Origin of the sequence: Pseudomonas sp. NBRC 111127 (genome assembly GCF_001320345.1) — a bacterium.
Classification (GTDB): Bacteria; Pseudomonadota; Gammaproteobacteria; order Pseudomonadales; family Pseudomonadaceae; genus Aquipseudomonas; species Aquipseudomonas juntendi.
On the sequence record NZ_BCBD01000075.1, the window covers coordinates 1 to 26,954 of the forward strand.

The window sequence follows — 26,954 nt, forward strand, 5'->3', positions numbered from 1 at the left end:
ACTCTGGTCACCCTGGAAGTTGCAGGGCGCGCAGCTGGCCGAAGGCAAACAGGACGCCTTGCGCCTGGCCTTGCAGGAACAGCAGCACGCGGGCATCGATATCGTCAGTGACGGCGAACAGACCCGCCAACATTTCGTGACCACGTTCATCGAACACTTGAGCGGGGTCGATTTCCAGCAACGCCAGACCGTGCGCATTCGCGATCGCTACGACGCCAGCGTGCCCTCAGTGGTGGGTGCTGTCGCGCGACAGGCACCGGTGTTCGTCGACGATGCCAGGTTCCTCCGCCAGCAAACTGCCCAGCCAATAAAGTGGGCGCTGCCGGGCCCCATGACCATGATCGACACGCTGTATGACAGCCATTACAAAAGCCGGGAAAAACTGGCCTGGGAATTTGCCAGGCTACTCAACCAGGAAGCCCTGGAACTGGAAGCGGCGGGCGTCGATATCATCCAGTTCGACGAACCGGCGTTCAATGTGTTCTTCGATGAGGTCAACGACTGGGGCGTGGCCGCCCTGGAGCGCGCCGTTCAAGGGCTCAAGTGCGAAACCGCGGTGCACATCTGCTATGGCTACGGGATCAAGGCCAACACCGACTGGAAACAGACCCTGGGGGCGCAATGGCGGCAATATGAGCAGGTGTTCCCGACGTTGCAGCAGTCGAGCATCGATATCATTTCGCTGGAGTGCCACAACTCGCATGTGCCGATGGAACTGCTTGAGCTGATTCGGGGCAAGAAGGTCATGGTCGGTGCCATCGATGTCGCCAACCCTGCCATCGAAACGCCCGAAGCCGTGGCCGACACCCTGCGCAAGGCGTTGCAGTTCGTCGACGCCGACAAACTCTACTCCTGCACCAACTGCGGCATGGCCCCACTGCCGCGCGCGGTCGCCAGCGGCAAGCTCAAGGCGTTGAGCGACGGCGCTGCCATCGTTCGCCAGGAACTGACCGCCAACGCGGGTTGAGGTGTTGAACCGCCTGCCTGGCCTGGCCGGCATGGCGGTACGCACCAACTCGGTTCAAAAAACGCGGCTGCACACCTGGCGCCCTGTTTTGATGCACGCCGGCCGGTCAGCCGGCCGCCACCTCACCCCGCCTGGACCAGGCGCCGCCCAGCAAAACCGCTGCCCACCGCCCATTCCCTGGCCTGCCCGGCACTGCACCGGGTTTTCGGCACTTTCATTGCAATGCTGGTTGGTGAACGGAATGCACCCGCAACCCAACGCGACCGAGGCTGACGACACCCCCACTTACCAGCAAGGCAGCACCCTGAAAGACGCAGATGAACGGCAATGAAGCTGCCGGTAACGGCGGCAAGGAGTGGGTATGTCCCGGGCTTTTTTCAATGAAATGTACGACGCGAACGGCAGCTGCCGCCCGCACTACCAGGAGTTCGCCCGCTGGCTGGCGAACACCCCGCTGGAGCTGCTGGAGCAGCGCCGGCGCGAGGCCGACCTGCTGTTCCACCGCGCCGGTATCACCTTTACCTTGTATGGCGACAAACAGGACACCGAGCGGCTGATCCCCTTCGATATCATCCCGCGCAGCATCCGCGCCAGCGAGTGGCGTACGGTCGAGCGCGGCTGTATCCAGCGCGTGCAGGCCCTGAACCTGTTTTTGGAAGACATCTACCACGACCAGCGTATCCTCAAGGCCGGGATCATCCCGCCAGAGCAGGTCCTGGCCAACGAGGGTTATCAGATCGCCATGCAGGGCCTGGACCTGCACCGGGGCCTGTATGCGCACATCGCCGGCGTGGACCTGGTGCGCGATGGCGATGGCAGCTATTTCGTGCTGGAAGACAACCTGCGCACCCCCAGTGGTGTCAGCTACATGCTCGAAGACCGCAAAATGATGATGCGCCTGTTCCCTGAGCTGTTCGCCGCCCAGCGCATCGCGCCCATCGACCATTATCCCAACCTGCTGCTGGACACACTCAAGAGCGCCAGCCCGCTGGACAACCCCACCGCTGTGCTGCTTACCCCAGGGCGCTTCAACAGTGCCTATTTCGAGCATGCCTTCCTGGCCCGCGAAATGGGCATCGAGCTGGTCGAAGGCGCGGATCTGTTCGTGCGCGACGACCACGTGTACATGCGCACGACCGCCGGCCCGCAACGGGTCGATGTGATTTACCGCAGGCTGGACGACGACTACCTCGACCCCCTCTCGTTCAACCCCGACTCGATGCTGGGCGTGCCCGGGCTGATTTCGGTGTACCGCGCCGGCAACGTAGTGCTGGCCAACGCGGTGGGCACCGGCGTAGCCGACGACAAGTCGATCTACCCCTATGTCGCCGACATGATCCGCTTTTACCTGGGCGAGGAGCCGATCCTCAACAACGTACCGACGTGGCAGTGCCGCAAGCCGGCCGACCTGTCCCATGTACTGGCCAACCTGCCCGAGTTGGTGGTCAAGGAAACCCAGGGCTCCGGCGGCTACGGGATGCTGGTCGGGCCCGCCGCCACTGCCGCGCAGATCGAGGACTTCCGCGCCCGCATCAAAGCGCGTCCACATGCCTATATCGCGCAACCGACCTTGTGCCTGTCCACCTGCCCGACCTTCGTCGACAGCGGCATCGCGCCGCGGCATATCGACCTGCGCCCGTTCGTACTGTCGGGCAGCGAAACCCGCCTGGTGCCAGGCGGCCTGACCCGCGTGGCGCTGAAGGAAGGCTCGCTGGTGGTCAACTCGTCACAAGGTGGCGGTACCAAAGACACCTGGGTGGTGGAGGACTGAACCATGCTTTCGCGAACTGCTTCTGATCTGTACTGGATGTCCCGCTACCTGGAACGTGCGGAAAACCTGGCGCGCATGCTCGAGGTCAGCTACTCGCTGTCACTGATGCCGCAGGCGGGGCGCAGCGACGGCCATGCCGAACTGGCCATGTCACTGTTGGCCTCGGGCACGCTCGACGACTACATCCGTCGCCACGCCGAGCTCGACACCGAGCGCATGCTGCATTTCTTCGCCCTCGATGCCACCAACCCCGGCAGCATCTACTGCTGCCTGCAGGCGGCCAGGACCAACGCCCATGCAGTGCGCGGGCGGATAACGGCGGACATGTGGGAGAACATCAACGCCACCTGGATCGAAATGCGCAACATTGCCAGCAACGGGCTGGGCCGCTACGGCATCAGCCAGTTCTGTGACTGGGTCAAGGAGCGCTCGCACCTGTTCCGCGGGGCCACCTCCGGTACCATCATGCGCAACGATGCCTACAGCTTCATTCGCCTGGGCACCTTCCTGGAACGGGCCGACAACACCCTGCGCCTGCTCGATGCGCGCTATGAAATGTTCGGCGAGGCCTCCGACGAGGTCAGCGACGACTCGGCCAGGGGTTTTTACCAGTGGAGTGCCTTGCTGCGCGCCCTGACCTCCTACGAAGCCTTCAATGAAATCTACCGCGCCGCGCCCAGTGCCGGGCCGGTTTCCGAATTGCTGTTGCTGCGCGTCGACGTGCCGCGCTCGCTGCATGCCTGTATCGAGGAGCTGGACCAGATCCTGGCCGGCCTGCCTGGCAGTACCGGGCGAGCGGCCCAGCGGCTGGCCGCCGAGCTCAACGCACGGCTGCGCTACACCGCCATCGACGAAATCCTCGACGCCGGGCTGCATCCCTGGCTCAGCGATTTCATCGGCCGCGTCAACCAACTGGGCCAGGCGGTCCATCACTCCTACCTGGAGGTTGTATGAAACTGTCCATCCGCCACGACACCACCTACAGCTACGCCAGTGATGTGTCCAACAGCATTCAGTTCCTGCGCCTGACCCCGCGCAGCAGCGAACGCCAGCGCATCGTCGAATGGCAACTGGACCTGCCTTGCAAGGTGAAGAGCCAGATCGACCCGTACGGCAACATCCTGCATGTGCTGACGCTGGACAAGCCCCATGGGCACCTGGCCCTCACTGCCAGCGGCCAGGTCGAAATCGACCCGGCCTGCGAACAGGAGGCAGCCTGCCAGTCACCCCTGCCGTTCTTGCGTGGCAGCCACCTGACCCTGGCCGATGACGCGCTGGTGGCCTTCGCCGCCCAGCAATGCGGCACGCACCGTGACCGCGCCGCATTGATCGACCTGATGCAGGGGCTGGCCGAGCGCATGCCCTACAGCCCAGGATCGACCTCCGTCGGCACTACGGCCAGCGAAGCGTTCAATGCCGGTGCGGGCGTGTGCCAAGACCATACCCATGCCTTCCTGGCCTGCGCCCGTAGCCTGGGGGTACCGGCCCGCTATGTTTCCGGCTACCTGTGCACCGAGGATGAACAGCACCTGGCCAGCCATGCATGGGCCGAAGCCTGGGTCGACGACGCCTGGTACAGCTTCGACATCACCAACCGCCTGACCCGGCCCGAGCGGCACCTGAAGCTGGCCGTGGGCCTGGACTACCTCGACGCCTGCCCGGTCAGGGGCGTGCGCCGCGGGGGTGGCACCGAGTCCATGCAAGCCAGTGTTCACGTGCATCGCCAGTGACGCCTGGCCCTCAAGCCAGCCTTGCTGCGCGCCTGCAGCAAGGCCACTACCTCTGCCACACAAGGGAACTTGCATGACTTACTGTGTCGCCATGCACCTGCAAGACGGGCTGGTTTTCATCAGCGACTCACGCACCAATGCCGGTATCGACCAGATCTCCACCTTTGCCAAGTTGTTCGTCTTCAGCGTACCCGGTGAGCGCCTGATCGTGCTGCAGACGGCGGGCAACCTGGCAACCTCGCAGTCAGTGGTCAACCTGCTGCAGCAACGCAGCCAGGGCAGCGGCCCGCACCTGCTGAATGTCGCCACGCTCTACGATGCCACCGTGCTGGTGGCCGATACCCTGCGCGAAGTGGTGTGCCGCGACCGCAGCAAGCTGACTGCCGGTATCGACCTGAGCAGCTCGTTCATCGTCGGTGGCCAGATTGCGGGCGGGCCGATGGCGATCTACAACGTCTATGCCCAGGGCAACTTTTTCCAGGCCACGCGCGACACGCCTTTCCTGCAGTTGGGGGAAAGCAAATACGGGCGGCCCATACTCGACCGCAACCTGGAGTACCGCACCCCGCTGGATGAGGCGTTGCGCTGTGGCCTGATCTCGTTCGACTCCACCATCCGCAGCAACCTGTCGGTAGGCATGCCCCTGGACTTGCTGGTGTACCGAGCCGATGCCCTGGAGGCACCGCAGCCCATCCGCATCGCCAGCGACGATGCCTATTACCAGCAGATTCGCCGGCAGTGGGGCGAAGGCCTGAAAACCTTGCTGGCCGAGCTGCCGGCGCCGCCGTATGGCTGATGGGGAATGGCCAGGAAATCCCGGCCAGCAGGCCCGGCCTTTTCGTGGATGAGCCCGCCCCCTCAAAGGGCGGTGCCGCCCCCCAGTACGCCACATGCCCCTCAGCCCAGCAACTGGCTCAATACCGCACGCAACTTGCCTGGTTTCACCGGTTTGTTCAGCAACGGTGCGCCAAGCTTGCGCAACGAGCGCCGGCACTGGTCACTGCGGTCGGCCGTGATGATGACCGCCGGTATGGCGCTGGCGTAATGTTCGCGCAACTGCCGCACCACCTCACAGCCCACCACGCCGTGATCTAGATGAAAGTCAGCCAGGATCAGCTCCGGGGCGCGCCCTTCAAGCGCCTGCAAGGCACCCTGCTGATCGGTGGCGGTGACCACTTCGCAGCCCCACTGCCCCAGCAACGCGCCCATGCTTTCGAGAATGCTCACTTCGTTGTCCAGCACCAGCAGGCGACGGCCCGGCAGCGGGTTGCCGGCAGTGGGCTGGGGCAGCGTGGGCTGCAGGGGCGGCGGCAGCGCTTGGCCAAGCGGCACCTCGATGCTGAACACCGAGCCACGCCCCGGCCACGAACGCACTTCGATCCGGTAGCCGAGAATCTTGGCGATCCGCTCGACGATGGCCAACCCCAGGCCTACACCCTTGCGGTCCGCCGCGCGGCCAACGTCCAGCTGGTTGAACTCCAGGAATATGGCTTGCAAACGGTCCTGGGCGATGCCGCGCCCGCTGTCCCATACCTCCAGGCGCAAGTGTTCGCCGCGGCGCCTTGCCCCCAACAGAACGCGGCCCTCGTCGGTGTAGCGGCAGGCATTGCTGAGGAAATTGCGCAGAATGCGCGTCAGCAAGCGCAGATCCGTGCTGACGGCATAATCGGCAACCCTGGCGTGAAATTTCAGGCCCGCGGCATCGGCCACCGAGCGGAATTCTGAAATCAAAGGCGCAAACAGCTCGTCCAAGCGATAAACCGCCACATCGGGCCTGACCGCAGCCTGGTCGAGCCGCGAGATATCCAGCAAATCGGTCAGCAGGTCTTCGGCGCCCTCCAGCGCCTGGTGGGTACGCTCCACCAGCACATGTTCGGCATCTGGCAGCGGCCGCTCACGCAAGGTGGAGATCAACAGGCGCGCGGCGTTCAGCGGTTGCAGCAGGTCATGGCTGGCAGCGGCCAGGTACTTGTCCTTGCTGCGGTTGGCGGCTTCGGCAGCATCGCGCGCCTCGATCAGCTCATCGGTACGTGCAGCAACCCGTTGCTCCAGTTCGTCATTGAGCTGTTGCAGGCGCTGCTGGGCCTGCTTGCGCTCGGTGATATCGGCCACGAAGCCTTCAACCAGGCCTTCGTGACCGGGCTTGAGCAGCAGGTTCATCAGCACGTCGAGGTGGCTGCCATCCTTGCGCCGCAGCCGGGTTTCATAGCCATGCAGGCTGTGCTCCCGGGCGAGAATCGCGGTAATTGCCTGTAGCTCTTGCGCACCGCCATCGAACAGGTGGGTCGCCAGGTCGGTCAGGGAAAACAGCACTTGCTGTGGGTCGTCATAGCCGAGCATGCGGGCCAGTGCCGGGTTGGCAGCACGCATGCCGTCCTGCAGGCTGGCCTGGAAAATGCCGTGCACGGCGTTCTCGAACAACCATTTGTAGCGGTTGCGCTCGGCTTCCAGTTCATCCAGCCGGGCAGACAATTCCGGGTAATGGCTTTTACGCGCCGAGTGGTCGCCCAGGCCCAACAGCCCTGCCAGCGCGCGCTGCTGCTCGTCAGAGGGCCTCGCCATAGACCACCTCGACATCTCGCTGGCTCGACGCGCGCGGGTTGGTGAGGATGCACGGGTCATCCATCGCATGTTGCGACAGGAACGGAATATCGGCCGTGCGCACCCCGTGCAGGCCCAAGGTTTCATGGAAGCCGATGGCGTGCTTCAGGGCAATCAGGTGTTCCACCAGGCGGCCGCAGATCTGCCGGTGGTTGAGGCCGCGGCAGTCGATGCCGAAGACCTCGGCAATGACCTTGAAACGCTCGGGCGCCGAACTGTAGTTGAACGCCACCACGTGCTCGACCAGCACCGCATTGCACAGGCCATGCGGCAGGTCGAGGAAACCGCCGAGGCTGTGCGACATGGCATGCACCGCGCCCAGGATCGCGTTGGAGAACGCCAGCCCCGCCTGCATGCTGCCAAGCATGATCTTCTCGCGCAGGGCGATGTCGCCGGGGTTGGCGATCATTTCCACCAGGTTGCCGTTGATCAGGCGCATGGCTTCCAGCGCATGGGGGTCGGTCAGCGGGCCATGACCGGTAGACACGAACGCCTCGATGGCATGCACCAGCGCATCGATGCCGGTACAGGCCGACAGGAACGGGTCCATGCTCAACGTGGTTTGCGGGTCGATCAGCGACACGTCGGGCACCACCGCCTTGCTGACGATGGAGAACTTCATGCGCTCCTGCTGGTTGGAGATGATCACGAACTGCGACACATCGGCCGAGGTACCGGCGGTTGTCGGGATCAGGATCAACGGCGGGCTGGGCACGCGAATCATGTCCACGCCCTCGAACTCGAGGATGCTGCGCCCGTGGGCGACCACGATACCAATGGCCTTGCCGCAATCCATCGGGCTGCCACCACCGACCGCGACGATCACATCGCAGTGGTTCTGCCGGTAGATCTCGGCGCCGAGCATCACCTCCTCGACCCGGGGGTTGGGCGAAACGGCCGTGTACAGGCAATAGTCGATACCCTGCGCCTGCAGGCTGGCCTCGACGTCGGCCACCCAGCCAGCGGCAATCACCCCAGGGTCGCTGACCACCAGGACCTTGCGCGCACCAAAGGTCTTGGCGTAGTTGGCCACATTATGTCGGCAGCCAGCACCAAAGATGATTTCAGGCGAAACGAACTTGCGAAGGGGGCTGAAACTCTGGCTCATCGTAAAGCCTGTTCTTATTGTTCTGGAAGATAACCGCCAGCGTAAAGCATCCCGCGGCGAAAGCAACCAGACCAAAGCGGCACAGGCATCATTCGATCCACGCCTTGGCGCGGGCCACCTCCAGGAACGCCAGTACGTCCTCGCCAAGGCCGGGAACCCCGGGAAAACGCTGTGCCAGCTGGTCGATGATCGCTGCCGTACTGCGCTGGCCGTCCAGCAACTCCAGCACCCAGCCGGCACTGGCGTTGAGCTCGATGACGCCCCCGGGGTACAGCAGCACATGGCATGCCTGCAACGGGTCCCAGCGTAGCCGCAAGCCCTTGGCCAGGGCCAGTGTCTGCTGGCGGTCGATCAGTTTCACGGCAGGCACCGGGCGTGGGGATCCGGCCACCTTGACGGTGGCCGGGCAGGCATCAGCGGTTGGCGAAGTACATCGTCACTTCAAAGCCAATGCGCAGGTCGGTGTAGGCGGGTTTGGTCCACATGGGGCATGTCCTCTTCTTGTGCCGGGCGATTCCGGTAGAGGCATTAATGCATGGGCGGTGGTGAGGGCGAATGCTACTTTGGAACGAGTTTGCCGGGTGCATTGGTAGCAACGGGGTTGCCACACATTGCCATCAGGCCAGCCAGGGCGCCTGGGGAGGCGGCCTGGCATTCGCTGCACCGCTACAGCAATGAGGGTGGCTGCGCAGCCTGGCCGCGACACCAGGCCGCTGCGCCAACCGCGCAGGTTCATCAGGGGGTCAGAAGAAGCCCAACGGGTTGATGTCGTAGCTCACCAGCAGGTTCTTGGTCTGCTGGTAATGGTCGAGCATCATCTTGTGCGTCTCACGGCCCACACCCGACTTCTTGTAGCCACCGAATGCCGCATGCGCGGGGTACAGGTGGTAGCAGTTGGTCCATACCCGGCCGGCCTTGATGCCGCGGCCCATGCGGTAGGCGCGGTTGATGTCGCGGGTCCACAGGCCGGCCCCCAGGCCGAACTCGCTGTCGTTGGCGATCGCCAGGGCCTCGGCTTCGTCCTTGAAGGTGGTCACCCCCACCACCGGGCCGAAGATCTCTTCCTGGAACACGCGCATCCGGTTGTGGCCCTTGAGCAGGGTCGGCTGAATGTAATAGCCGCTGGCCAGGTCACCCTGCAGGCGCTCGGCGGCACCGCCAGTGAGCAATTCGGCACCCTCCTCCCGGGCAATCTGCAGGTACGAGAGGATCTTGTCGTACTGCTGCTCCGACGCCTGGGCGCCGACCATGGTTTCGGTGTCCAGCGGGTTGCCACGGCTGATCTTGGCGATCTTCTTCATCACCTCGGCCATGAACGGTTCGTAGATCGACTCCTGGATCAGCGCACGCGATGGGCAGGTGCACACCTCGCCCTGGTTGAAGAACGCCAACACCAGGCCCTCAGCGGCTTTCTCGATGAACGCCGGCTCCGCCTGCATGATGTCTTCGAAGAAGATGTTCGGCGACTTGCCACCCAGTTCGACGGTAGACGGGATGATGTTCTCGGCCGCGCACTTCATGATGTGCGAGCCCACCGGGGTGGACCCGGTGAAGGCGATCTTGGCAATACGCTTGCTGGTGGCCAGCGCCTCTCCAGCCTCACGGCCATAGCCCTGGACGATGTTCAGCACCCCGGCCGGCAGCAGGTCGGCGATCAGCTCGGCAAAAATGGTGATCGACAGCGGCGTCTGCTCGGCCGGTTTCAGCACCACGCAGTTACCCGCCGCCAACGCCGGGGCGAGTTTCCAGGCAGCCATCAGCAACGGGAAGTTCCACGGGATGATCTGCCCGACCACACCCAGGGGTTCGTGCAGGTGATACGCCACGGTGGTTTCGTTGATTTCCGCCGCGCCACCTTCCTGGGCACGAATGCAGCCCGCAAAATAACGGAAGTGATCCGCCGCCAGCGGCACGTCGGCATTCAGGGTTTCACGTACGGCCTTGCCGTTGTCCCAGCTTTCGGTAACCGCCAGCACTTCGAGGTTCTGTTCGATCCGGTCGGCGATTTTCAGCAGCGCCAGGGCCCGCTCCTGCACCGAGGTCTTGCCCCACGCGTCAGCCGCGGCATGTGCAGCGTCCAGGGCGCGCTCGATATCCTGTGCGCTAGAACGTGGGAATTCGGCGATCGGTTGGCCGTTGACCGGCGAGCTGTTGGTGAAGTACTGGCCAGCCAAGGGCGCCACGAACTCGCCATTGATGAAGTTGCCATAGCGCGGTTTGAAGGAAACGACGGCGCCAGGGGTTCCGGGTTGTGCGTAGATCATGCTGAGCCTCTGCAGGTCAATGCCTGTCCCACGACAGGCGATATGCCGATGGTAAAAAGCCCCGCCTGCCAGGCGAATGCATCGTTGGCAGCGGGGCTCTCGTCATTTGGTAGTAGGGGTCAGGGTTTGGCGCTGGCGGTCTGCTGCAACTGCTTGGGCAACTTGAAGGTCCAGAGCATGCCGCCCTGGTTGAAGTCCTTGACCCGCTTGGCCACTTCGCCGCCCCACAGCGGCACCGCGCCGCCCCAGCCGGACACCACCGATACGTACTGCTCGCCGTCCATTTCCCAGGTCACCGGCGAACCGAGCACGCCAGAGCCGGTCTGGAACTCCCAGACCTTGTCGCCGGTCTTGGCGTTGAACGCCTGCAGGAAGCCTTCCGGGGTACCGGTGAACACCAGGTTGCCCTTGGTGGTCAGTACCCCACCCCACAGCGGGGCATAGTTCTTGTGGCGCCACACTTCCTTGCCGCTGACCGGGTCGATGGCACGTAGCACACCGATATAGTCTTCGTTGAGCGGCTTGATGGTGAAGCCGGCGCCCAGGAACGCCGCCCCTTTCTTGTAGGCAATGCCCTCGTTCCAGATGTCCATGCCCCACTCGTTGGAGGGCACGTAGAACAGCCCGGTGTCCTGGTTATAGGCCATCGGCATCCAGTTTTTCGCACCGAGGAACGCCGGGGCAACGAACACCGAGCTGCCCTTGGCTTCGCTACCCGGTGCCCCCGGGCGGCTGGCCTCGTTGTAGATCGGCCGGCCGTTCTTGTCCAGGCCAGTGGCCCAGGTGATTTTGTCGACGAAGGGGAAGCCGCGAATGAACTTGCCGTTGGTGCGGTCCAGCACGTAGAAGAAGCCGTTGCGGTCGGCAGTGGCGGCGGCCTTGACCTCTTTGCCGCCGTCCTTGTAGTTGAACGAGATCAGCTCGTTGACGCCGTCAAAGTCCCAACCGTCGTGCGGCGTGCTCTGGAAGTGCCATTTGATCGTGCCATCGTCCGGGTTCAGTGCCAGGCGCGATGAGGAATACAGGTTGTCCCCTGGGCGCAGGTGGGAGTTCCACGGCGCCGGGTTGCCAGTGCCGAACAGGATCAGGTTGGTTTCCGGGTCGTAGTAGCCGCCCAGCCACGGCGCTGCACCGCCGGTCTTCCACAGGTCGCCCGGCCAGGTCTTGCCGGCTTCGCCACCGGAAATACCGTTTTCGATGGCCTTGCCGTCCTTGTACACATACCCCATGTGGCCTTCCACGGTGGGGCGCATCCACAGCAGCTCACCGTTTTCCGGGTTGTAGGCCTGGATCTTGCCCACCACACCGAACTCGCCGCCAGCCACGCCGGTAATCAGCTTGCCGTTGACGATCATTGGCGCGGCGCTGATCGAATAGCCTTCCTTGTGGTCGGCCACCTTCTTGCTCCACACCACCTTGCCGGTGTCCTTGTTCAGCGCCACCAGCTTGGCGTCGAGGGTGCCGAAGAACACCAGGTTGCCGTACAACGCCACGCCCCGGTTGATCACATCGCAGCATGGGCGGATGTCATCGGGCAGGCGCGCATCGTACTGCCACAGTTTCTTGCCGGTTCGCGCGTCCACGGCGAATACCCGCGAGTAGGAGCCGGTCAGGTACATCACCCCATCCTTGATCAGCGGCTGCGCCTGTTGGCCGCGCTGCTTCTCACCGCCGAAGGAAAACGCCCAGACCGGGCGCAGTTCCTTCACGTTGTTGGTGTTGAGCATGTCCAGCGGGCTGTAACGCTGGCCCTGCACGCCCAGGCCATTGGTCACGATCTGCTGGGGGTTCTTCGGGTCCTGGAGGATATCTTCATTGCTGACGGCGGCGTGGGCAGCGCCGGCCAGCAACATGGCGCTGAGCACCAGGCTCACGGCGAACGCGGGACGACGTGGGGATCGGGTCATGTCGGCTACCTTTGGTTTTTTTGTTGTGCCCGGGAAATTTTCCCGGTGTGCCGGGAATTCTTGGTCCCGGGGTGTTTGCCAACAATTGCTCGCAGTGTGGAGATTTCTAGTTCCTTGGTAGCAGCTGCCTTTTAAACGAAAGGGGCGCAAAGCGGCCCCTGGGTTGGTGTCAGCGGAAATTGCCGGCGCTGCTGCGCCGCCCTTTCGCGGCGCATGGCCGCTCCCACGCCGTAGTGTCTGGCTCAGGGCGTACTATCTACCCGCCGAAGTTGCTGGCGTTCGTACCGCGGGTATAGGTGGCTGACACTGCGAATAAGTTCGTAACGCGTCAGGCTCAGGCCAGCAAAGCGCTCGGGTATCGGGCTGCGGATCATTTCGGCCATATCGTCGCCACGGGCGGCGCCGTCGCGCAGCAGGTTGTCCAGCCAGGTGAGGTAGTCGCGCATCTGCACAAAGGGTTGCGCATCACTGGCCAGCGGCCCGTGGCCGGCTACCAGCTGCTTCCAGGGCAGCGCCTGCAAGGTGTCGAGGTCGTGCAGCCATACATCGAGGCCCGGGCTGTTGGGGGTGGTCAGGGCACGCTGATAAAACAGCAGGTCGCCGGCAAACAGCACCCCGGTCGTTTCATCGAGGATCGCCAGGTCCGCACCGGTATGCCCGCGTAGCCCGAGCAGGCGCAGGCGGTGCCCGCCCACCTCGCGCACACCCGGCTCCACGACCCGGGTCGGCAGCACCACCTCGGTGCCTCGCATCCAGTCACCAACCAGGCGGTACATGTTTTCCGCCATGGCATCGCCTTGCTCGCGCAGCAACGCTGCGGTGCCGGCCAGGGCGCCGATGGGCACGTCGGTGAACGCCTGGTTGCCCAGCACATGGTCCGGGTGATGATGGGTCAGCAGCACTTCCAGCACCGGCTTGTCGGTCACCGTGGCAATCGCCTGGCGCAAGGCCTCGCCATAGCGTCTGGACGGCCCGCTGTCGATCACCACCACCCCCTCGCCGGTCACGATGAAGGCCGTGTTGACCACGTTGCCGCCATTGGCCTTGGCGAAATTGTCGGTACTGCCCTCCAGCAGCCAGGTACCCTCGGCAATCTGCCGGGGGGCGAGCCGGTAATCCAGGTTGGCCTGGGCCGGAAGGCCCAGGCACAACAGCAACAGCAGGATCCAACGCATGGCAGGCGCCTCGGTTCAGGGGTGGATGGCGACCGCGCTCAAGGCACTGCCGCCTCGAACTGGTTACCGCTGTTGTCCTGCAACAACAGCCGGGTCGGCCCGGGGCCCTGGATATCGAAACTCAGGTTCGGGTTCTCGCTGACCGCCGGGTACAGCGTCAGGCTGGCCAGGCGCTGGCCATCGGCGCCTTGCAACTCGGCATGGTTGAGGTAGAACTCGGGAATGCCACTGACCAGGCCGTTGTCCATCGGGTGCGCCACCTGCAGGCGCAGGCGGCTGCTGTCGCCACGCGGGTAGCGGCCCCCCAGCACCTCGCCGAGGTGCTCTTCCCAGCCGGGCTGGGTGCGCACCACGCTGGGGGCGGTACAACCACCGCCGGCAGCATCGATCAGGGTCGAGCCCACGTGCCACAGGCCGTCGCGCGTGAGCACCGCCGCGCGAAGTGGTGTGGCCTGCTCGATACGGATACGCAGCGATAACCACGGCAGTACCCGTTCGCCGGGCTGGAAGTCGACAATGCGCGGCAGCGGGTTGAGTTCGGCCCAGGCAATGATGCGCACCACCTCGCCAGTGAACGCGCGGGCATCGATTTCCAACGGCACCTGGCGTGCGTCCTCGGCAAAAGGGGGAGCCAGCAGCTTGACCCGCTCATCGAAGACGAACGCTGCCTGGTCGAGCAGTTGTTTGTGGTAGAAGTCCCACATCACCGAGGGCACCGGGTCCTGGCTGGCACGCGGCTCGCTGGCCAGGGCCTGGCTTGCCCAAGGTAGCCAGCAGGCCAGCAGCAAGGTTGCTTTGAGGTTCATGATCCGCTCCCATTTACCGGGCTGCCGAGCCCAGGCTACTGGTACATTTCCGGCACCTGGTAACGCAGGCCGTACTGGGCATAGATCGCCTGCATGCGCCCCTCCCGTATCAACACCTCTAGCGCCTCCTCGACCGCATAGGCCAACTGCCGGTTGCTTTCATGCACGGCCATGCCGATGTCCCAGGCCTGCTTGCCCAGGTTGGGGTACGCATTTTCCGCCAACGCCAGCTGTGGGTTCGCGGCCTCATGCAGTTGCCAGTCGACCTCGCCGCGCATGGCCATCACCGCGTCTACCTCACCGGCCTGCATGGCGGCGAAGGCTTGCTGCACGCCGGGGTAATGGTGGGTCTTGGCGCTGAGCATGCCGTTGAACACCGAGGTCAGGTAGAACGACGGCACGCTGTCGACCTCTACCCCAATCGGGTGCTGCTGGAATACCGCGACACTGGCCACCGAAGGCAACCGGCGGCGGTCATAGGCCACCTGCCAACGTTCTTGCTGATACGGACCGAACATCACCACCTGCGCGTTTTCCAACTCGCCCAGCTCGTTGCGCCTCTGCGCATAATCGTGGTCGTAGGGCACCCGCAGCATCAGGTCTGCCAATTGCTGATGGCGCAGCGGGCTGCCGCGCCAGATGTAGTCCCGCAGGTCGTCGTCGAGCTTTTCCCCAGGCGGCGCCCAGATCAGTTTCAGGCGCACGCCCATCGCCTCGGCCAGTGCCTGCGCCAGGTCCACATCCACGCCCCGCGGCTGGCCGTGGTCCTGGAAACTGTAAGGCGCAAAGTCCTTGTACACCGCTACCTTGAGCTCCCCGGCGGCGATGATCGTGTCGTAGTTGCGCACTTGCGCCTGGGCCGCCGCACAGCACAGCAACAGGGCACTGAACAGCACCGCCATCAGGCGCATGGCCGTTACTCCTCGACGTGCACGCTGTCCAGGTATGTGCGCACCGCCCACAAGGCCTCCTGGCTCAGGTAGTCGGCCATTTTCGGCATGTACACGCGGCCGTCGCGCACCGCGCCATGGCGCACACGCTCGACGAACCATTCATCGCCGGCGTCGCCGGCATCGAGCAGCCGCAGGTCCGGGGCAATGCCGCCAGACTTGGCTTCCAGGCCATGGCAGGCCGCGCAGTTCTGGTTATAGGCCGAGGCGCCGATCTCGACTGCCTTGTCGTGTTCCGGCGAGCTACGGTAAGGGTTGACCGCCGCCCAGCCGTCTGCGTCCAGGCTCACCCCAGCGTCCTTGACCGGGGTCAGCCCCTTGGTCTCTACCGCCTGTGGGACTACATTGCCATGGGCCCAGGCCGTACCGGTCATTACCGCGCCGGCCAACAAGCCTGCAGCAAGCCACACATTGCGTTTTGTTGTCATTGTTATGCCCTCACCATTGCACGCAAAGCCTCAACCACAGAGGCCGTGTCGCCATCTTAAAAACACCCGGCACACGGCCGAATGCTGCTTTGGTGGTCGCGCCTTACTCCCTTGGTAGTAGGGCTTGTGGCGAACGGCCAAATGAGGTGCCGACCGGGAACTCTTCCCGGCAATGGCGGGATTTTTTCCGTATCCGTAGAGCGCCCCGGCGGCCCACCCTGTGCAGGCCAAAACCTCCACTGGGAACTGCAACCATGACAATAAGATCGCTACCCGCCCTTTCCCCTCTGGCCTTGAGCGTGCGCGTGCTGCTGATGGCCGGTAGCCTGGCCTTGGGCAGCGTGGCAACAGCGGCCACCCCCCCTGCGGCACCTGCCACCAAGAACGTCACCTGGGAAGACATCGCAAACGACCACCTCACCACCAACGACGTGCTGCAGTACGGCATGGGTACCAATGCCCAGCGCTGGAGCCCGTTGGCCCAGGTCAACGACAAGAACGTGTTCAAGCTCACCCCGGCGTGGTCCTACTCGTTCGGCGACGAGAAGCAGCGCGGCCAGGAATCGCAGGCCATCGTCAGCGACGGTGTGGTCTATGTGACAGGGTCGTACTCACGGGTATTTGCCCTCGATGCCAAGACCGGCAAACGCCTGTGGACCTACAACCACCGCCTGCCCGACAACATTCGCCCCTGCTGCGACGTGGTCAACCGGGGCGCCGCCATCTACGGCGACAAGATCTACTTCGGCACCCTCGACGCGCGGGTCGTGGCCTTGGACAAACACACCGGCAAGGTGGTCTGGAACAAGAAGTTCGGCGACCACAGTGCCGGCTACACCATGACCGGCGCGCCGGTGCTGATCAAGGACAAGACCAGTGGCAAGGTCCTGCTGATCCACGGCAGCTCGGGGGATGAATTCGGCGTGGTCGGGCAGCTGTTCGCACGCGACCCGGACACCGGGGAAGAAGTGTGGATGCGGCCTTTCGTCGAGGGCCACATGGGCCGCCTGAATGGCAAGGACAGCACTCCGACCGGCGACGTCAAGGCACCGTCCTGGCCAGATGACCCCACCACCGAAACCGGCAAGGTCGAAGCCTGGAGCCATGGTGGCGGCGCCCCTTGGCAAAGCGCCAGCTTCGATCCGGAAACCAATACCATCATCGTCGGGGCGGGCAACCCGGGGCCTTGGAACACCTGGGCGCGTACCTCGAAAGACGGCAACCCGCACGACTACGACAGCCTGTATACCTCCGGCCAGGTCGGTGTAGACCCGAGCACCGGCGAGGTCAAGTGGTTCTACCAGCACACCCCCAACGACGCCTGGGACTTCTCCGGCAACAACGAACTGGTGCTGTTCGACTACAAAGGCAAGGACGGCAAGGTGGTCAAGGCCACCGGCCACGCCGACCGCAACGGCTTCTTCTATGTGGTCGACCGCAACAATGGCAAGTTGCAGAACGCCTTCCCCTTCGTCGACAACATCACCTGGGCCAGCCATATCGACCTGAAGACCGGGCGCCCGGTGGAAAACCCCGGCCAGCGCCCGGCCAAGCCGCTGCCGGGTGAAACCAAAGGCAAGCCAGTCGAGGTTTCACCGCCATTCCTCGGCGGCAAGAACTGGAACCCCATGGCCTACAGCCAGGACACCGGCCTGTTCTACATCCCCGGCAACCAGTGGAAGGAGGAATACTGGACCGAGGAAGTGAACTACAAGAAAGGCTCGGCCTACCTCGGCATGGGCTTCCGCATCAAGCGCATGTACGACGACCACGTCGGCACCCTGCGCGCCATGGACCCGACCACGGGCAAACTGGTGTGGGAACACAAAGAGCACCTGCCACTGTGGGCAGGCGTGCTGGCAACCAAGGGCAACCTGGTGTTCACCGGCACCGGCGATGGTTTCTTCAAGGCCTTCGACGCCAAGACGGGCAAGGAGCTGTGGAAGTTCCAGACCGGCAGCGGCATCGTATCCCCGCCCATCACCTGGGAGCAGGATGGCGAGCAGTACATCGGCGTGACGGTCGGCTACGGCGGTGCGGTGCCGCTGTGGGGTGGCGACATGGCCGAACTGACCAAGCCCGTTGCCCAAGGTGGCTCGTTCTGGGTGTTCAAGATCCCGAGCTGGGACAACAAGACCGCCCAGCGGTGATTGCCTGAGGTGGCGTATACCCGGGGCCGCGTTGCGGCCCCTTCCCCTGGTGCTTACACCCACGAGAGCCATTCGCCATGAACTACCTGCCCATTGCCCTGTTGTTGGCGCTCTCGCCTGCCCTGGCCGCACATGCCGAAGACGCTGGCGACGATGCCCCACTGACCATCAACGGCTGCGTCATCGCCGAAGCCAGCCAGTGCCCGGGTGCCAACCTGCGCGGCGCCAACCTGGCTAACCAGGACCTGCGCAAGATGAACCTGGCCGGCGCCGACTTGCGCGACGCCGACCTTCGCCACGCCCAACTGGACCTGGCCAACCTGGAAAAAGCCCGCCTGCAAGGCGCCAACCTGACCCGCGCCAGCCTGCAGCAGAGCAACCTGCGCCTGGCCGACCTGAGCAATAGCCACCTGGTGGCCATTCAGGGCTGGGGCCTGTTCGCCCAAGGCGCGCAGTTCGAGAACGCCGACCTCAGCGCGGCCTATCTGCAGTTCGCCCGGTTGTCCGGGGCCAAGTTGCACAAAGCCAACCTGCAGGCTGCGGACCTCGAAATGGCCTGGCTCAGCAAGGCCGACCTGCAGGAGGCCAGGCTGACCGACGCCAACCTGCAGGAGGCCAAGTTCGGCCAAAGCAACCTGGCGCGCGCCGACCTGCGCGGGGCACGGCAGCATTACGGGAATTTCCAGGAGGCCAACATGGAGGGATGCACAGGCTGCCCCGAAACCTGGGACAAATGACTGATTGCGCTGCCTGTAGGAGCGGCCTTGTGTCGCGATGGGCTGCAAAGCAGCCCCGGCAATTTGTGCACCATGCTGAAAACCTGGGGCTGCTTTGCAGCCCATCGCGACACAAGGCCGCTCCTACAGGCAGCCCATCGCGACACAAGGCCTACCCCGCTACCCGCACCAGCCCCAGGTCAATCCCCAGGTGCACCAGCTCGGCATGCGAGCTGACCTGCAGCTTGCTCTTGAGCAAGGTCAAATGGTTGGACACGGTCTTGCCACTGATGCACAGCTGCTCGGCAATCAGCCGCGCCGGGGTGCCCTTGGCAAGCATGACGAAAATCTCCAGCTCGCGCTGGGTCATGCGCTGCAGGCGCGGGTCGCTTTCATTGTGCGGGGTGGTGCAGGCCAATTGCGTGGCCAGCGGCTGTTCAATGTAGGCATGCCCGGCCAATACACGCTGCACCGCCTCGATCAGCACCTCAGGCGCCGAATTCTTGGTCAGGTAGCCCGACGCCCCGGCCTCCAGCGCCTGCCGCACCAGGGGCAACTCGTCGTGCATGCTGAAGAACAGCACCCGCAGCTGGGGCAGGCGCTGACGCAGCCGGCGGGTGGCTTCCAGGCCGCTGATGCCCGGCAGGCCGAAGTCCATGACCACCAGGTTGGGCACCTGCTCGTGCACCAGGGCCAGCGCCTCTTCGCCACTGGCCGCTTCGCGCACCTGGATGTCTGGCAATACCGCCCGCAGCAGGCTGGCATAGCCTTGGCGGACCACAGCATGGTCGTCGACCAGTACGATATTCATCACACCTCCTTGGGGATGTTCAGCGCCAACGCCCAACCGCCACCCGGGCGGCTGAAAATGCGTAATTCACCCCCCAGGCTGCGCGCGCGTTCGGCCATCGAGTGCAGGCCAACCCCAGGCCGGCGCGGTTGGCGCGCGCCGCACCCGTTGTCGCGCACGAACAAGCGCAACCCCTTGGCGCTGCGCTGCAGGCGCACCCGCACCTGGCTGGCGCCGGCATGCCGGGCGATATTGGTCAACGCCTCCTGCAGCAGCCGGTACAAGTGCGTCCTGCTCGGCGCGGGCAAGTCTGGCAAATGCTCGCCAACCCGCAGCCGGCAATCGATGCCCTGCCTGGCCTGCCACTGGCTCACCAGCAGGCCAATGGCCTGCGCCAGCGGCATGTGTTGCAGCGCCACCGGATACAGGTCTTGTACCAGGGCACGAAACCCTTGCTGCAAATGTTCGCAATTGAGTTCCAGTTGCTGTGTGGTCTGCTTGACCACAGCGGGCTGGTCGGCTGCCATGCGCAGCAGGCAGCCCTGGGCGCGGATACCGGCCAGGTATTGCCCAAGGTCATCGTGCAGGGCCTGCGCCAGCCGGGTACGCTCCTGCTCCTGCACCGCCAGCAGGGCCTGGGTCAGCTGCGTATTGTCGGCCCGGGCCTGCTCCAGGTTCGCCACCATCGCGTTGAAGTGCGCAGCCAACTGGCGTGCCTCCGGCAGGTTGGCCTCGCGCAAACGCACGGCCAGGTGCCCCGCCGACACCTGCCGCAGCGCCCCCAGCAATTCAGCCAGCAGCCCCATGGCCCGCCCGACCGCCCAACGGATGGTCACCAGGCTCAATACCAGCGCCAGACCGCACAAGCTCAGCAATTGCACCAGCGACTCCCAGACTTCGTCGATTTCATCGCGGGCATCCACGGCAATCAGCACCCGCCGACCATCGCTCAGTGTCAGTAAACGGCCACCTGGGTGGTGTTGACCGAACAGCTGGCGGCCCAGCCAGGCATCCACACCGGCATCCCCCGGCAACAGGGCGGCATCGCCAGCTGCCAGCCAATGCACCCGCACATGGCGCAGGTTCTGGGTCAGGCCCGGCTGCAAACTGGCCGGGTCACGCTCGGCAGTGTCGGCAAGGTAGGTCACCACGGCCTCGGCAGACTGCAGCTCACGCTCCACGTCGGCCACAGCCTGGTGCAGCAGCACCCCGGCACAGGCCACCGTCACCAGGGCGAAGCAGCCGGTGACCCAAAGGTTGATGCGCCACAGCGCAGACAAGTTGAACAGGCGCATGGGAGCTCTCTTCAGGGGTGCCGAAGCCCATCGTAAAACCGTAGGTGGCGCGGGAAATTACTACCTTGGTACCGGCCGAGCGCTACTTTCTGCATATTTCCCGCGCCCGGCGGGGTTCCTATGCTGGCGCCATCTGCCGTGGAGTGTTTCATGCGCCAGCCTGCCCACCTTGCCTTGTTCTGCCTGCTGGCCCTGATCGCCGTGTTGTCCGCGCCCCTTGCGTCGGCCGCTGCGGGCCAGGCCGACGCCCTACTGCACGTGGGCATCGGCTATCTGGGCTACCGGCCCGACCCGGGCCCGCTGCTGTCCAATATCATCCCCGAACCGGCCGACGCTGGCCTGCAAGGCGCCGAGCTGGCGATCGTCGACAGCAACAGCACCGGCCGTTTTCTCAAGCAACAGTTCCAGCTGACCAGCGCTAGCGTGGACAGCCCCGAGGCGCTGTTGCAGGCGGCCCAAGCACAACACGACCAAGGCCTGCGCCTGTTCGTGGTCAACGCCCCGGCCACCAGCCTGCGCGCGTTGGCCGCGGCGCTGCCCGACAGCCTGCTGTTCAATGCCGGCAGCCCCGACGACAGCCTGCGCAGTAGCCAGTGCCTGGGTAACGTGCTGCACAGCCTGCCGGGCCGGGCAATGCTCGCCGATGCGCTGGTGCAGTTCCTGGTGCTGCGCAAATGGCAACGCGCGCTGCTGGTGGTCGGCCAGACCGCAGATGACCAGGCCTACGCCGCCGCCCTGCGCCGCTCGGCGAAACGCTTCGGCGTGCAGCTGGTCGCGGAAAAAGCCTGGACCTTCGACAACGACCAGCGCCGCAGCGCCCAGGCCGACATGCCGCTGTTCACGCAAACCGCCGAATACGACGTGGTGCTGGTGGCCGACGAACGCGGTGACTTTGGCGAATACCTGCCCTACCAGACCTGGTACCCGCGGCCAGTGGCGGGCACCCAGGGATTGACCCCCACCGGTTGGCACAAGACCGTGGAAACCTTCGGCGCGGCGCAACTGCAAAAACGTTTCGAGGCCCAGGCCGGGCGCTGGATGAACGACCGTGACTTCGCCGCCTGGATGGCCGTGCGCAGCATTGCCAGCGCGGTCAGCAAACTGCGCCAGGCCGACCCACGGGCGCTGCAACAGCTGCTGCTCAGCGAGCAACTGCCCCTGGACGGTTTCAAGGGCCGCAAGCTCAGCTACCGGCCCTGGAACGGCGAGCTGCGCCAACCGATTGCGCTGGTACAGCCTCGCGCACTGGTCAGCACCTCGCCACAAGATGGCTTCCTGCACCCCTTCAACGAAATGGACAGCCTGGGCTACGACAAGCCCGAAGTGACCTGCACGTACCCCTGAGCCGACAACCACAACAATAAGGAATACGCCATGCGCCGCCCTCTGCTTTCCCGCGCCCTGCTCTACCCCAGCCTGCTGACGGGCGCCCTGGCGCTGGCCTGCGGGCATGCGCTGGCCGCCACTGCCTGGGTGTCCAACGAGAAGGACAACAGCCTCAGCCTGATCGACCTGCAGACCCTGGAGGTCACCGAAACCCTTGCGGTCGGCCAACGCCCTCGGGGGCTGCTGCTGTCGCATGACAACAAGTTGCTGTACATCTGCGCGAGCGATTCCGACCGGGTACAGGTGATGGACGTGGCCACCCGCAAGATCATCAAGGAACTGCCCTCTGGCAAGGACCCCGAGCAGTTCGCCCTGCACCCCAACGACCGCTGGCTGTACGTTTCCAACGAAGACGATGCGCTGGTGACCGTGATCGACACCGTGACCGACCAGGTACTGGGGCAGATCGATGTCGGTATCGAGCCTGAAGGCATGGCCGTCAGCCCCGATGGCAAATGGGCGGTCAACACCAGCGAAACCACCAACATGTTGCACTGGATCGACACCAGCACCCAGACCCTGGCCGACAGCACCCTGGTCGACCAGCGCCCGCGCTTCGTCGAATTCAGCCAGGACGGTTCCAGGCTGTGGGCCTCGGCGGAAATCGGCGGCACGGTGACCGTCCTTGACGTTGCCACGCGCCAGGTGCTGAAAACCCTGAACTTCCAGATCAAGGGCGTGCACCCGGACAAGGTCCAGCCGGTGGGCATCAAGCTCAGCGCGGACGGCAAGTATGCCTTCGTCGCCCTGGGCCCGGCCAACCATGTGGCGGTGATCGATGCCAAGACCTACGAGGTGCTCGATTACCTGCTGGTCGGGCGGCGGGTCTGGCAGTTGGCGTTCTCCCCCGACCAGCGCCGCTTGCTGGCCACCAACGGGGTCAGCGGCGATGTATCGGTAATCGATACGCAGAACCTCAAGGTGCTCAAATCGGTGAAAGTCGGGCGCTACCCTTGGGGCGTGGTGGTCACCCCATGAACGCCCTCGAGGTGGCCGATGTGAGCTTCGCCTACGGCCAGCGCGAGGCGCTGCGGCAGGTCGGTTTCAGCCTGGCACCGGGCCGTTTTGCCGCGTTGCTGGGCCCCAATGGCGCCGGCAAGTCGACCCTGATCGCCCTGCTGACCCGCCTGTACGACCTGCAGCACGGCGATATCCGGGTGTGCGGCTGCTCGTTGCGCGACACCCCGCGCCCGGCGCTGCGGCAGATGGGCGTGGTGTTCCAGCAGAGCACCCTGGACCTGGACCTGAGCGTGGAGCAGAACCTGCGCTACCACGCCGCGCTGCATGGCCTGTCACGGCGCCAGGGCAACCAGCGGGTAGAGGCCGAGCTGGCGCGCCAAGGCCTGGGCGAGCGCCGCCACGACAGCGTGCGCGAGCTGAATATCGGCCACCGCCGGCGGGTGGAAATCGCCCGTGCGCTGCTGCACGAGCCACGCCTGCTGCTGCTCGACGAGGCCAGCGTCGGCCTCGACCCGGCCAGCCGCCTGGCGCTCAACCAGCACGTGCGGCAGCTGTGCCGCCAGCAGCAGTTGAGTGTGCTGTGGACCAACCACCTGCTGGACGAAGTGCAGCCTAGCGACGACCTGCTGATTCTCCATCAAGGGCGCCTGGTGGCCAGCGGTACCGCCGATGCCCTGAGCTTGCAGCACGGCGGCGACCTGGACCATGCCTTTGCCCACCTGACCCGGCAGCCTTCAGGAGCCCACACCCGATGAACGTCTACTGGCAGTGTTTCAACGGCATCATGCTGCGCGAATGGCTGCGCTTCGTATTGCAGCGCACGCGCCTGCTCAGTGCCCTGGTGCGCCCGTTGCTGTGGTTGCTGGTGTTCGCTGCCGGTTTTCGGGCAGCGCTGGGCATTGCCATCATCGAGCCGTACGACACCTACATCCCCTACGAGGTGTACATCATCCCGGGGCTGGCCTGCATGATCCTGCTGTTCAACGGCATGCAAGGGTCGTTGTCGATGGTCTATGACCGGGAAATGGGCAGCATGCGCGTGCTGCTGACCAGCCCCCTGCCGCGGCCGTTCCTGTTGGCCAGCAAGTTGCTGGCGACCTCGCTCATTTCCCTACTGCAGGTGTACGCGTTCCTCGCCATTGCCTGGGTGTACGGTGTGCAACCGCCGGCGGTGGGGTTGCTGCTGGCACTGCCGGCGCTGCTGCTGGTGGCGTTCATGCTCAGTGCCCTGGGGCTGCTGCTGTCGAACGCCATCCGCCAGCTGGAGAACTTTGCCGGGGTGATGAATTTCGTGATTTTCCCGCTGTTTTTCCTGTCTTCGGCGCTGTACCCGCTGTGGAAGATGCGCGAAGCCAGCGAGTGGCTGTACTGGCTGTGCGCGGTAAACCCGTTCACCCATGCCGTGGAGCTGGTGCGGTTTGCCTTGTACCAGCGCCTGAACCTGTTGGCGCTGGCGGTGTGCCTGGGCTTGACGGTGCTGTTCACGCTGCTGGCGATCGCCACCTTCAACCCCCAGCACGCAGCGTTGCGCAAGCCACGATGATCCTGTGGCCTGGCGCGGCCCAGGCTTACGGGCAGCGCTAAGTCACCTACTACTTTAGTACTGCGTTTACTGTCTATCGTCGCATTCACAAAGCACCGCTACTGGCATGTAATGGGTTCATAACAAAAAGGAAGAACCCCATGCCACGTGCCCTGCCCCGGCTGCCACGCCCCTTGCTGGCGGCACTTTCACTGAGCCTGACGCTGGGCACCGCCCAGGCCGACACGGCGCCGCTGTTCTCTGCCGACGGTTACCGCATCACCCTTTACCGCAGCCCGACCCCGGCCCAGGTCGACGGCGCCCAGGTGGTAGACACTGCCACATTGCAACGCCTGCTCAGCCAGCAGCCGCGGCCGGTACTGATCGACGTGTACCGCCGCCAGTGGCTGCAGGGCCGCTTCATCGAAGACGAGCCGCACGCCAACCTTCCCGGCAGCCTGTGGCTGGCCAACACCGGCGATGGCGAGCTGAGCCCGGCCTGGCAGGCGTACTTCGCGCAAAACCTGCAAAGCGCCACCGCCGGGCACCCCGACCAGCCTGTGGTGTTCTACTGCCGCGCCGATTGCTGGCTGAGCTGGAACGCGGTAAAACGCGCTAAAGCCCTGGGTTACCACAGCCTGTACTGGTACCGCGACGGCGTTGACGCGTGGCAGCAGGCCAACCTGCCGCTGCAGCCGGCGCAACCGGTGCCTTTGCCCTGATCTGTTCAACTGCCACTGTGTGCCCTGCTCCATCCAATAAAAACAAGGTGAAAAGGCCATGTACAAAATTCTGATTGCCGACGATCACCCCCTGTTTCGCGAAGCCATCCACAACGTCATCAGCGATGGGTTCCAAGGCAGCGAGGTCATGGAAACCGCCGACCTGGACAGCGCCCTGGCGCTGACCCAGGCGCATGACGACCTCGACCTGATCCTGCTCGACCTGAACATGCCCGGCATGCACGGCCTCAACGGCCTGATCACCCTGCGCAACGAAGCACCGACCACGCCGGTGGTGATCGTGTCGGCCGAACAGGAGAAACAGATCGTGCTGCAGGCCATCACCTATGGCGCGGTGGGTTTCATCACCAAGTCCTCGCCGCGCGCACAGATGATCGAGGCGATCGAGCAGATCCTCAACGGTAATGTCTACCTGCCGCCCGACATCATCCGCGCGCAGAAAAGCAGCACCGGCCGGCGCCAGAACGATGCGCCGAGCTTCCCGCCGGAAATGCTCCAGGCCTTGACCCGCAAGCAGTTGCTGGTACTGGAACGCATGACCAAGGGGGAATCGAACAAGCAGATCGCCTACACCCTGGATATCGCCGAGACCACGGTCAAGGCGCATGTGTCGGCGATCTTGCGCAAGCTCAATGTGCACAACCGCGTGCAGGCCATTCTCAGTGCAGGCGATATCGACTTCGCCGACTACCTGCGGCGCTGACCGTCTCCAGCTTCATGGGGGCCGCGTTGCAGCCCCCATAGCACACCCGGCCCTAGCCTTGGGTGCCCAGCAAATGGCTCATTGCAGTTTTCAATTTCAACGGCCGCACCGGCTTGTGCATCAGGGTATGGCCCAGCTCACGGATCTGCTGCTTGAGGTCGTTGCTGTAGTTGGCCGTGATCATCAGCGCCGGTAGCGGCTGGGTACGGCGGGCATTGATGCGCGCCACCGCGTCAAGGCCGTTGCAGTCATTGTCCAGGTGGTAGTCGGCAATCAGCAGGTTGGCCTCGGCGTGGTAATTGTCCACCTGGCGTGCCAGGTCTTCCTCCGACAGCGCGGTGATCACCTTGCACCCCCAGCCTTCGAGCAGCGTGCGCATGCCGGCACAAATGGCCGCATCGTTGTCCAGCACCCAGACTTGCGCCCCACGCAGGCGTTCGAACATCGGCTCGCACACAGGCTGGCTCGGCTGCGCCTTGGGCGCAACGGTGCTCAACGGGACCTCGACGGCAAACACCGATCCCTTGCCCAGCCATGACCGCACGCGGATGCGATGGCCCAGGATACCGGCGATCTTCTCCACGATCGCCAGGCCCAGGCCCAGCCCGCGATCCTGCTCGGGGCGCTGCACATCACCGCGCCGGAACTCCTGGAACATTTCCTCCAGGTGTTCTTCGGCGATGCCGATGCCGCTGTCCCACACCTCGATCCGCAGGCCGCCACGCAGGCGCCGGCAACCCAGCACCACCCGCCCGCTGCGGGTGTAGCGGATGGCATTGCTGAGCAGGTTGCGCAGAATGCGCGCCAACAGCTGGATATCACTGCGCACCACCGCCGAACACCCTACGAAATGCAGGGCCAGGCCCTCGCTACGCGCGACCTGGGCATATTCGGCCGCCAGGTTGTCCAGCAGCTCGCTGAGCGCGAAAGGCGCGATATCGGCCTTGATCACGCCCGCATCAAGCTTGGAAATGTCGACCAG

General features: G+C 64.4%; 26 protein-coding genes. 13 read left to right on the top strand and 13 right to left on the bottom strand.

Annotation, left to right across the window (positions count from 1 at the left end):
* From APH30_RS15005 to APH30_RS15030, 5 genes are all read left to right on the top strand, one after another.
* Window positions 1–967, top strand: a 967-nt coding sequence (locus APH30_RS15005) for a methionine synthase (RefSeq protein WP_054912995.1), incomplete at its 5' end; no start/stop codon positions are given.
* Window positions 968–1,328: 361 nt separating this feature from the next.
* Window positions 1,329–2,738 carry a circularly permuted type 2 ATP-grasp protein gene (locus APH30_RS15015; RefSeq protein WP_054912997.1) on the top strand — a complete coding sequence of 470 codons (1,410 nt, stop codon included), beginning with the start codon at window positions 1,329–1,331 and terminating at the stop codon, window positions 2,736–2,738.
* Window positions 2,739–2,741: 3 nt separating this feature from the next.
* Complete coding sequence (locus APH30_RS15020; RefSeq protein ID WP_009682316.1) at window positions 2,742–3,692, top strand: alpha-E domain-containing protein; 951 nt, start codon at window positions 2,742–2,744, stop codon at window positions 3,690–3,692.
* Window positions 3,689–4,468 (top strand): transglutaminase family protein, encoded by a 780-nt coding sequence (locus tag APH30_RS15025; protein ID WP_029885141.1) that lies wholly within the window; start codon window positions 3,689–3,691, stop codon window positions 4,466–4,468. Before APH30_RS15020 ends, APH30_RS15025 begins: the two co-directional genes overlap by 4 nt.
* A 73-nt stretch (window positions 4,469–4,541) precedes the next feature.
* Window positions 4,542–5,264, top strand: a complete 723-nt coding sequence (locus tag APH30_RS15030) for a proteasome-type protease (protein ID WP_029885142.1) — start codon at window positions 4,542–4,544, stop codon at window positions 5,262–5,264.
* 101 nt (window positions 5,265–5,365) lie between these two features.
* Here APH30_RS15030 and APH30_RS15035 read toward each other — a convergent pair whose 3' ends face one another.
* The 10 genes from APH30_RS15035 to pedF all read right to left on the bottom strand — a co-directional run bounded on the left by APH30_RS15035 (window position 5,366) and on the right by pedF (window position 15,707).
* Window positions 5,366–7,030: a NahK/ErcS family hybrid sensor histidine kinase/response regulator gene (locus tag APH30_RS15035; protein WP_054912998.1), complete on the bottom strand. Its 1,665-nt coding sequence runs from the start codon at window positions 7,028–7,030 to the stop codon at window positions 5,366–5,368.
* Window positions 7,014–8,177 (bottom strand): alcohol dehydrogenase-like regulatory protein ErcA, encoded by a 1,164-nt coding sequence (gene ercA / locus APH30_RS15040; RefSeq protein ID WP_009682320.1) that lies wholly within the window; start codon window positions 8,175–8,177, stop codon window positions 7,014–7,016. The genes APH30_RS15035 and ercA overlap by 17 nt, the downstream gene beginning before the upstream one ends.
* An 88-nt stretch (window positions 8,178–8,265) precedes the next feature.
* A complete protein-coding gene (gene pqqD, locus APH30_RS15045) occupies window positions 8,266–8,538 on the bottom strand; it encodes a pyrroloquinoline quinone biosynthesis peptide chaperone PqqD (protein WP_029885144.1) in 273 nt (90 codons plus the stop codon).
* Window positions 8,539–8,590: 52 nt separating this feature from the next.
* Complete coding sequence (gene pqqA, locus APH30_RS27990) at window positions 8,591–8,662, bottom strand: pyrroloquinoline quinone precursor peptide PqqA (protein ID WP_003243383.1); 72 nt, start codon at window positions 8,660–8,662, stop codon at window positions 8,591–8,593.
* 258 nt (window positions 8,663–8,920) lie between these two features.
* On the bottom strand, window positions 8,921–10,441 hold the full coding sequence (locus APH30_RS15050) for an aldehyde dehydrogenase family protein (RefSeq protein WP_054912999.1): 1,521 nt from the start codon (window positions 10,439–10,441) through the stop codon (window positions 8,921–8,923).
* 119 nt (window positions 10,442–10,560) lie between these two features.
* Window positions 10,561–12,348, bottom strand: coding sequence for a PQQ-dependent alcohol dehydrogenase PedH (gene pedH, locus APH30_RS15055; protein WP_029885145.1), 1,788 nt, complete (start codon window positions 12,346–12,348; stop codon window positions 10,561–10,563).
* Between the two features lie 242 nt (window positions 12,349–12,590).
* Window positions 12,591–13,523 (bottom strand): quinoprotein relay system zinc metallohydrolase 1, encoded by a 933-nt coding sequence (locus APH30_RS15060; protein WP_054913000.1) that lies wholly within the window; start codon window positions 13,521–13,523, stop codon window positions 12,591–12,593.
* 38 nt (window positions 13,524–13,561) lie between these two features.
* Window positions 13,562–14,329, bottom strand: coding sequence for a quinoprotein dehydrogenase-associated SoxYZ-like carrier (locus APH30_RS15065; protein ID WP_054913001.1), 768 nt, complete (start codon window positions 14,327–14,329; stop codon window positions 13,562–13,564).
* Between the two features lie 35 nt (window positions 14,330–14,364).
* Complete coding sequence (locus APH30_RS15070; RefSeq protein ID WP_029885147.1) at window positions 14,365–15,240, bottom strand: ABC transporter substrate-binding protein; 876 nt, start codon at window positions 15,238–15,240, stop codon at window positions 14,365–14,367.
* 5 nt (window positions 15,241–15,245) lie between these two features.
* Window positions 15,246–15,707 carry a cytochrome c-550 PedF gene (gene pedF, locus APH30_RS15075; protein ID WP_009682327.1) on the bottom strand — a complete coding sequence of 154 codons (462 nt, stop codon included), beginning with the start codon at window positions 15,705–15,707 and terminating at the stop codon, window positions 15,246–15,248.
* 254 nt (window positions 15,708–15,961) lie between these two features.
* Between pedF and exaA the strand changes: the two genes are divergently transcribed.
* Entirely contained in the window at window positions 15,962–17,857 is a 1,896-nt protein-coding gene (gene exaA / locus APH30_RS15080; protein ID WP_054905457.1) for a quinoprotein ethanol dehydrogenase, read from the top strand.
* Window positions 17,858–17,934: 77 nt separating this feature from the next.
* Window positions 17,935–18,594: a pentapeptide repeat-containing protein gene (locus tag APH30_RS15085; protein WP_054913002.1), complete on the top strand. Its 660-nt coding sequence runs from the start codon at window positions 17,935–17,937 to the stop codon at window positions 18,592–18,594.
* A gap of 151 nt (window positions 18,595–18,745) precedes the next feature.
* On the opposite strand, the gene APH30_RS15090 is transcribed toward APH30_RS15085, so the two are convergent.
* Together APH30_RS15090 and APH30_RS15095 are read right to left on the bottom strand one after the other, a co-directional pair.
* Window positions 18,746–19,384, bottom strand: coding sequence for a response regulator transcription factor (locus APH30_RS15090; protein ID WP_054913003.1), 639 nt, complete (start codon window positions 19,382–19,384; stop codon window positions 18,746–18,748).
* Window positions 19,384–20,658 carry a histidine kinase gene (locus tag APH30_RS15095; RefSeq protein ID WP_054913004.1) on the bottom strand — a complete coding sequence of 425 codons (1,275 nt, stop codon included), beginning with the start codon at window positions 20,656–20,658 and terminating at the stop codon, window positions 19,384–19,386. Before APH30_RS15095 ends, APH30_RS15090 begins: the two co-directional genes overlap by 1 nt.
* Before the next feature lie 150 nt (window positions 20,659–20,808).
* Between APH30_RS15095 and APH30_RS15100 the strand changes: the two genes are divergently transcribed.
* The 6 genes from APH30_RS15100 (at window position 20,809) to APH30_RS15125 (ending at window position 25,972) form a co-directional block, all read left to right on the top strand.
* Complete coding sequence (locus tag APH30_RS15100; protein WP_054913005.1) at window positions 20,809–22,002, top strand: ABC transporter substrate-binding protein; 1,194 nt, start codon at window positions 20,809–20,811, stop codon at window positions 22,000–22,002.
* 30 nt (window positions 22,003–22,032) lie between these two features.
* A complete protein-coding gene (locus tag APH30_RS15105) occupies window positions 22,033–23,022 on the top strand; it encodes a YVTN family beta-propeller repeat protein (protein ID WP_054913006.1) in 990 nt (329 codons plus the stop codon).
* Window positions 23,019–23,759: an ABC transporter ATP-binding protein gene (locus tag APH30_RS15110; RefSeq protein WP_054913007.1), complete on the top strand. Its 741-nt coding sequence runs from the start codon at window positions 23,019–23,021 to the stop codon at window positions 23,757–23,759. Before APH30_RS15105 ends, APH30_RS15110 begins: the two co-directional genes overlap by 4 nt.
* Window positions 23,756–24,547: an ABC transporter permease gene (locus tag APH30_RS15115; RefSeq protein ID WP_054913008.1), complete on the top strand. Its 792-nt coding sequence runs from the start codon at window positions 23,756–23,758 to the stop codon at window positions 24,545–24,547. The genes APH30_RS15110 and APH30_RS15115 overlap by 4 nt, the downstream gene beginning before the upstream one ends.
* Window positions 24,548–24,687: 140 nt before the next feature.
* Window positions 24,688–25,248 carry a PQQ-dependent catabolism-associated CXXCW motif protein gene (locus APH30_RS15120; RefSeq protein WP_054913009.1) on the top strand — a complete coding sequence of 187 codons (561 nt, stop codon included), beginning with the start codon at window positions 24,688–24,690 and terminating at the stop codon, window positions 25,246–25,248.
* A gap of 58 nt (window positions 25,249–25,306) precedes the next feature.
* Entirely contained in the window at window positions 25,307–25,972 is a 666-nt protein-coding gene (locus tag APH30_RS15125; RefSeq protein ID WP_009681769.1) for a response regulator transcription factor, read from the top strand.
* 52 nt (window positions 25,973–26,024) lie between these two features.
* Here APH30_RS15125 and APH30_RS15130 read toward each other — a convergent pair.
* A partial coding sequence (locus APH30_RS15130) for a hybrid sensor histidine kinase/response regulator (RefSeq protein ID WP_156326487.1) occupies window positions 26,025–26,954 on the bottom strand: 930 nt, incomplete at its 5' end.

Bases quoted from the DNA above. Each gene is read 5' to 3' on its own strand.
- APH30_RS15015 (WP_054912997.1), top strand. From the start codon at position 1,329: ATGTCCCGGGCTTTTTTCAATGAAATGTACGACGCGAACGGCAGCTGC.
- APH30_RS15020 (WP_009682316.1), top strand. From the start codon at position 2,742: ATGCTTTCGCGAACTGCTTCTGATCTGTACTGGATGTCCCGCTACCTG.
- APH30_RS15025 (WP_029885141.1), top strand. From the start codon at position 3,689: ATGAAACTGTCCATCCGCCACGACACCACCTACAGCTACGCCAGTGAT.
- APH30_RS15030 (WP_029885142.1), top strand. From the start codon at position 4,542: ATGACTTACTGTGTCGCCATGCACCTGCAAGACGGGCTGGTTTTCATC.
- APH30_RS15035 (WP_054912998.1), bottom strand. From the start codon at position 7,030: ATGGCGAGGCCCTCTGACGAGCAGCAGCGCGCGCTGGCAGGGCTGTTG.
- ercA (WP_009682320.1), bottom strand. From the start codon at position 8,177: ATGAGCCAGAGTTTCAGCCCCCTTCGCAAGTTCGTTTCGCCTGAAATC.
- APH30_RS15050 (WP_054912999.1), bottom strand. From the start codon at position 10,441: ATGATCTACGCACAACCCGGAACCCCTGGCGCCGTCGTTTCCTTCAAA.
- pedH (WP_029885145.1), bottom strand. From the start codon at position 12,348: ATGACCCGATCCCCACGTCGTCCCGCGTTCGCCGTGAGCCTGGTGCTC.
- APH30_RS15060 (WP_054913000.1), bottom strand. From the start codon at position 13,523: ATGCGTTGGATCCTGCTGTTGCTGTTGTGCCTGGGCCTTCCGGCCCAG.
- APH30_RS15065 (WP_054913001.1), bottom strand. From the start codon at position 14,329: ATGAACCTCAAAGCAACCTTGCTGCTGGCCTGCTGGCTACCTTGGGCA.
- APH30_RS15070 (WP_029885147.1), bottom strand. From the start codon at position 15,240: ATGCGCCTGATGGCGGTGCTGTTCAGTGCCCTGTTGCTGTGCTGTGCG.
- pedF (WP_009682327.1), bottom strand. From the start codon at position 15,707: ATGACAACAAAACGCAATGTGTGGCTTGCTGCAGGCTTGTTGGCCGGC.
- exaA (WP_054905457.1), top strand. From the start codon at position 15,962: ATGACAATAAGATCGCTACCCGCCCTTTCCCCTCTGGCCTTGAGCGTG.
- APH30_RS15085 (WP_054913002.1), top strand. From the start codon at position 17,935: ATGAACTACCTGCCCATTGCCCTGTTGTTGGCGCTCTCGCCTGCCCTG.
- APH30_RS15090 (WP_054913003.1), bottom strand. From the start codon at position 19,384: ATGAATATCGTACTGGTCGACGACCATGCTGTGGTCCGCCAAGGCTAT.
- APH30_RS15095 (WP_054913004.1), bottom strand. From the start codon at position 20,658: ATGCGCCTGTTCAACTTGTCTGCGCTGTGGCGCATCAACCTTTGGGTC.
- APH30_RS15100 (WP_054913005.1), top strand. From the start codon at position 20,809: ATGCGCCAGCCTGCCCACCTTGCCTTGTTCTGCCTGCTGGCCCTGATC.
- APH30_RS15105 (WP_054913006.1), top strand. From the start codon at position 22,033: ATGCGCCGCCCTCTGCTTTCCCGCGCCCTGCTCTACCCCAGCCTGCTG.
- APH30_RS15110 (WP_054913007.1), top strand. From the start codon at position 23,019: ATGAACGCCCTCGAGGTGGCCGATGTGAGCTTCGCCTACGGCCAGCGC.
- APH30_RS15115 (WP_054913008.1), top strand. From the start codon at position 23,756: ATGAACGTCTACTGGCAGTGTTTCAACGGCATCATGCTGCGCGAATGG.
- APH30_RS15120 (WP_054913009.1), top strand. From the start codon at position 24,688: ATGCCACGTGCCCTGCCCCGGCTGCCACGCCCCTTGCTGGCGGCACTT.
- APH30_RS15125 (WP_009681769.1), top strand. From the start codon at position 25,307: ATGTACAAAATTCTGATTGCCGACGATCACCCCCTGTTTCGCGAAGCC.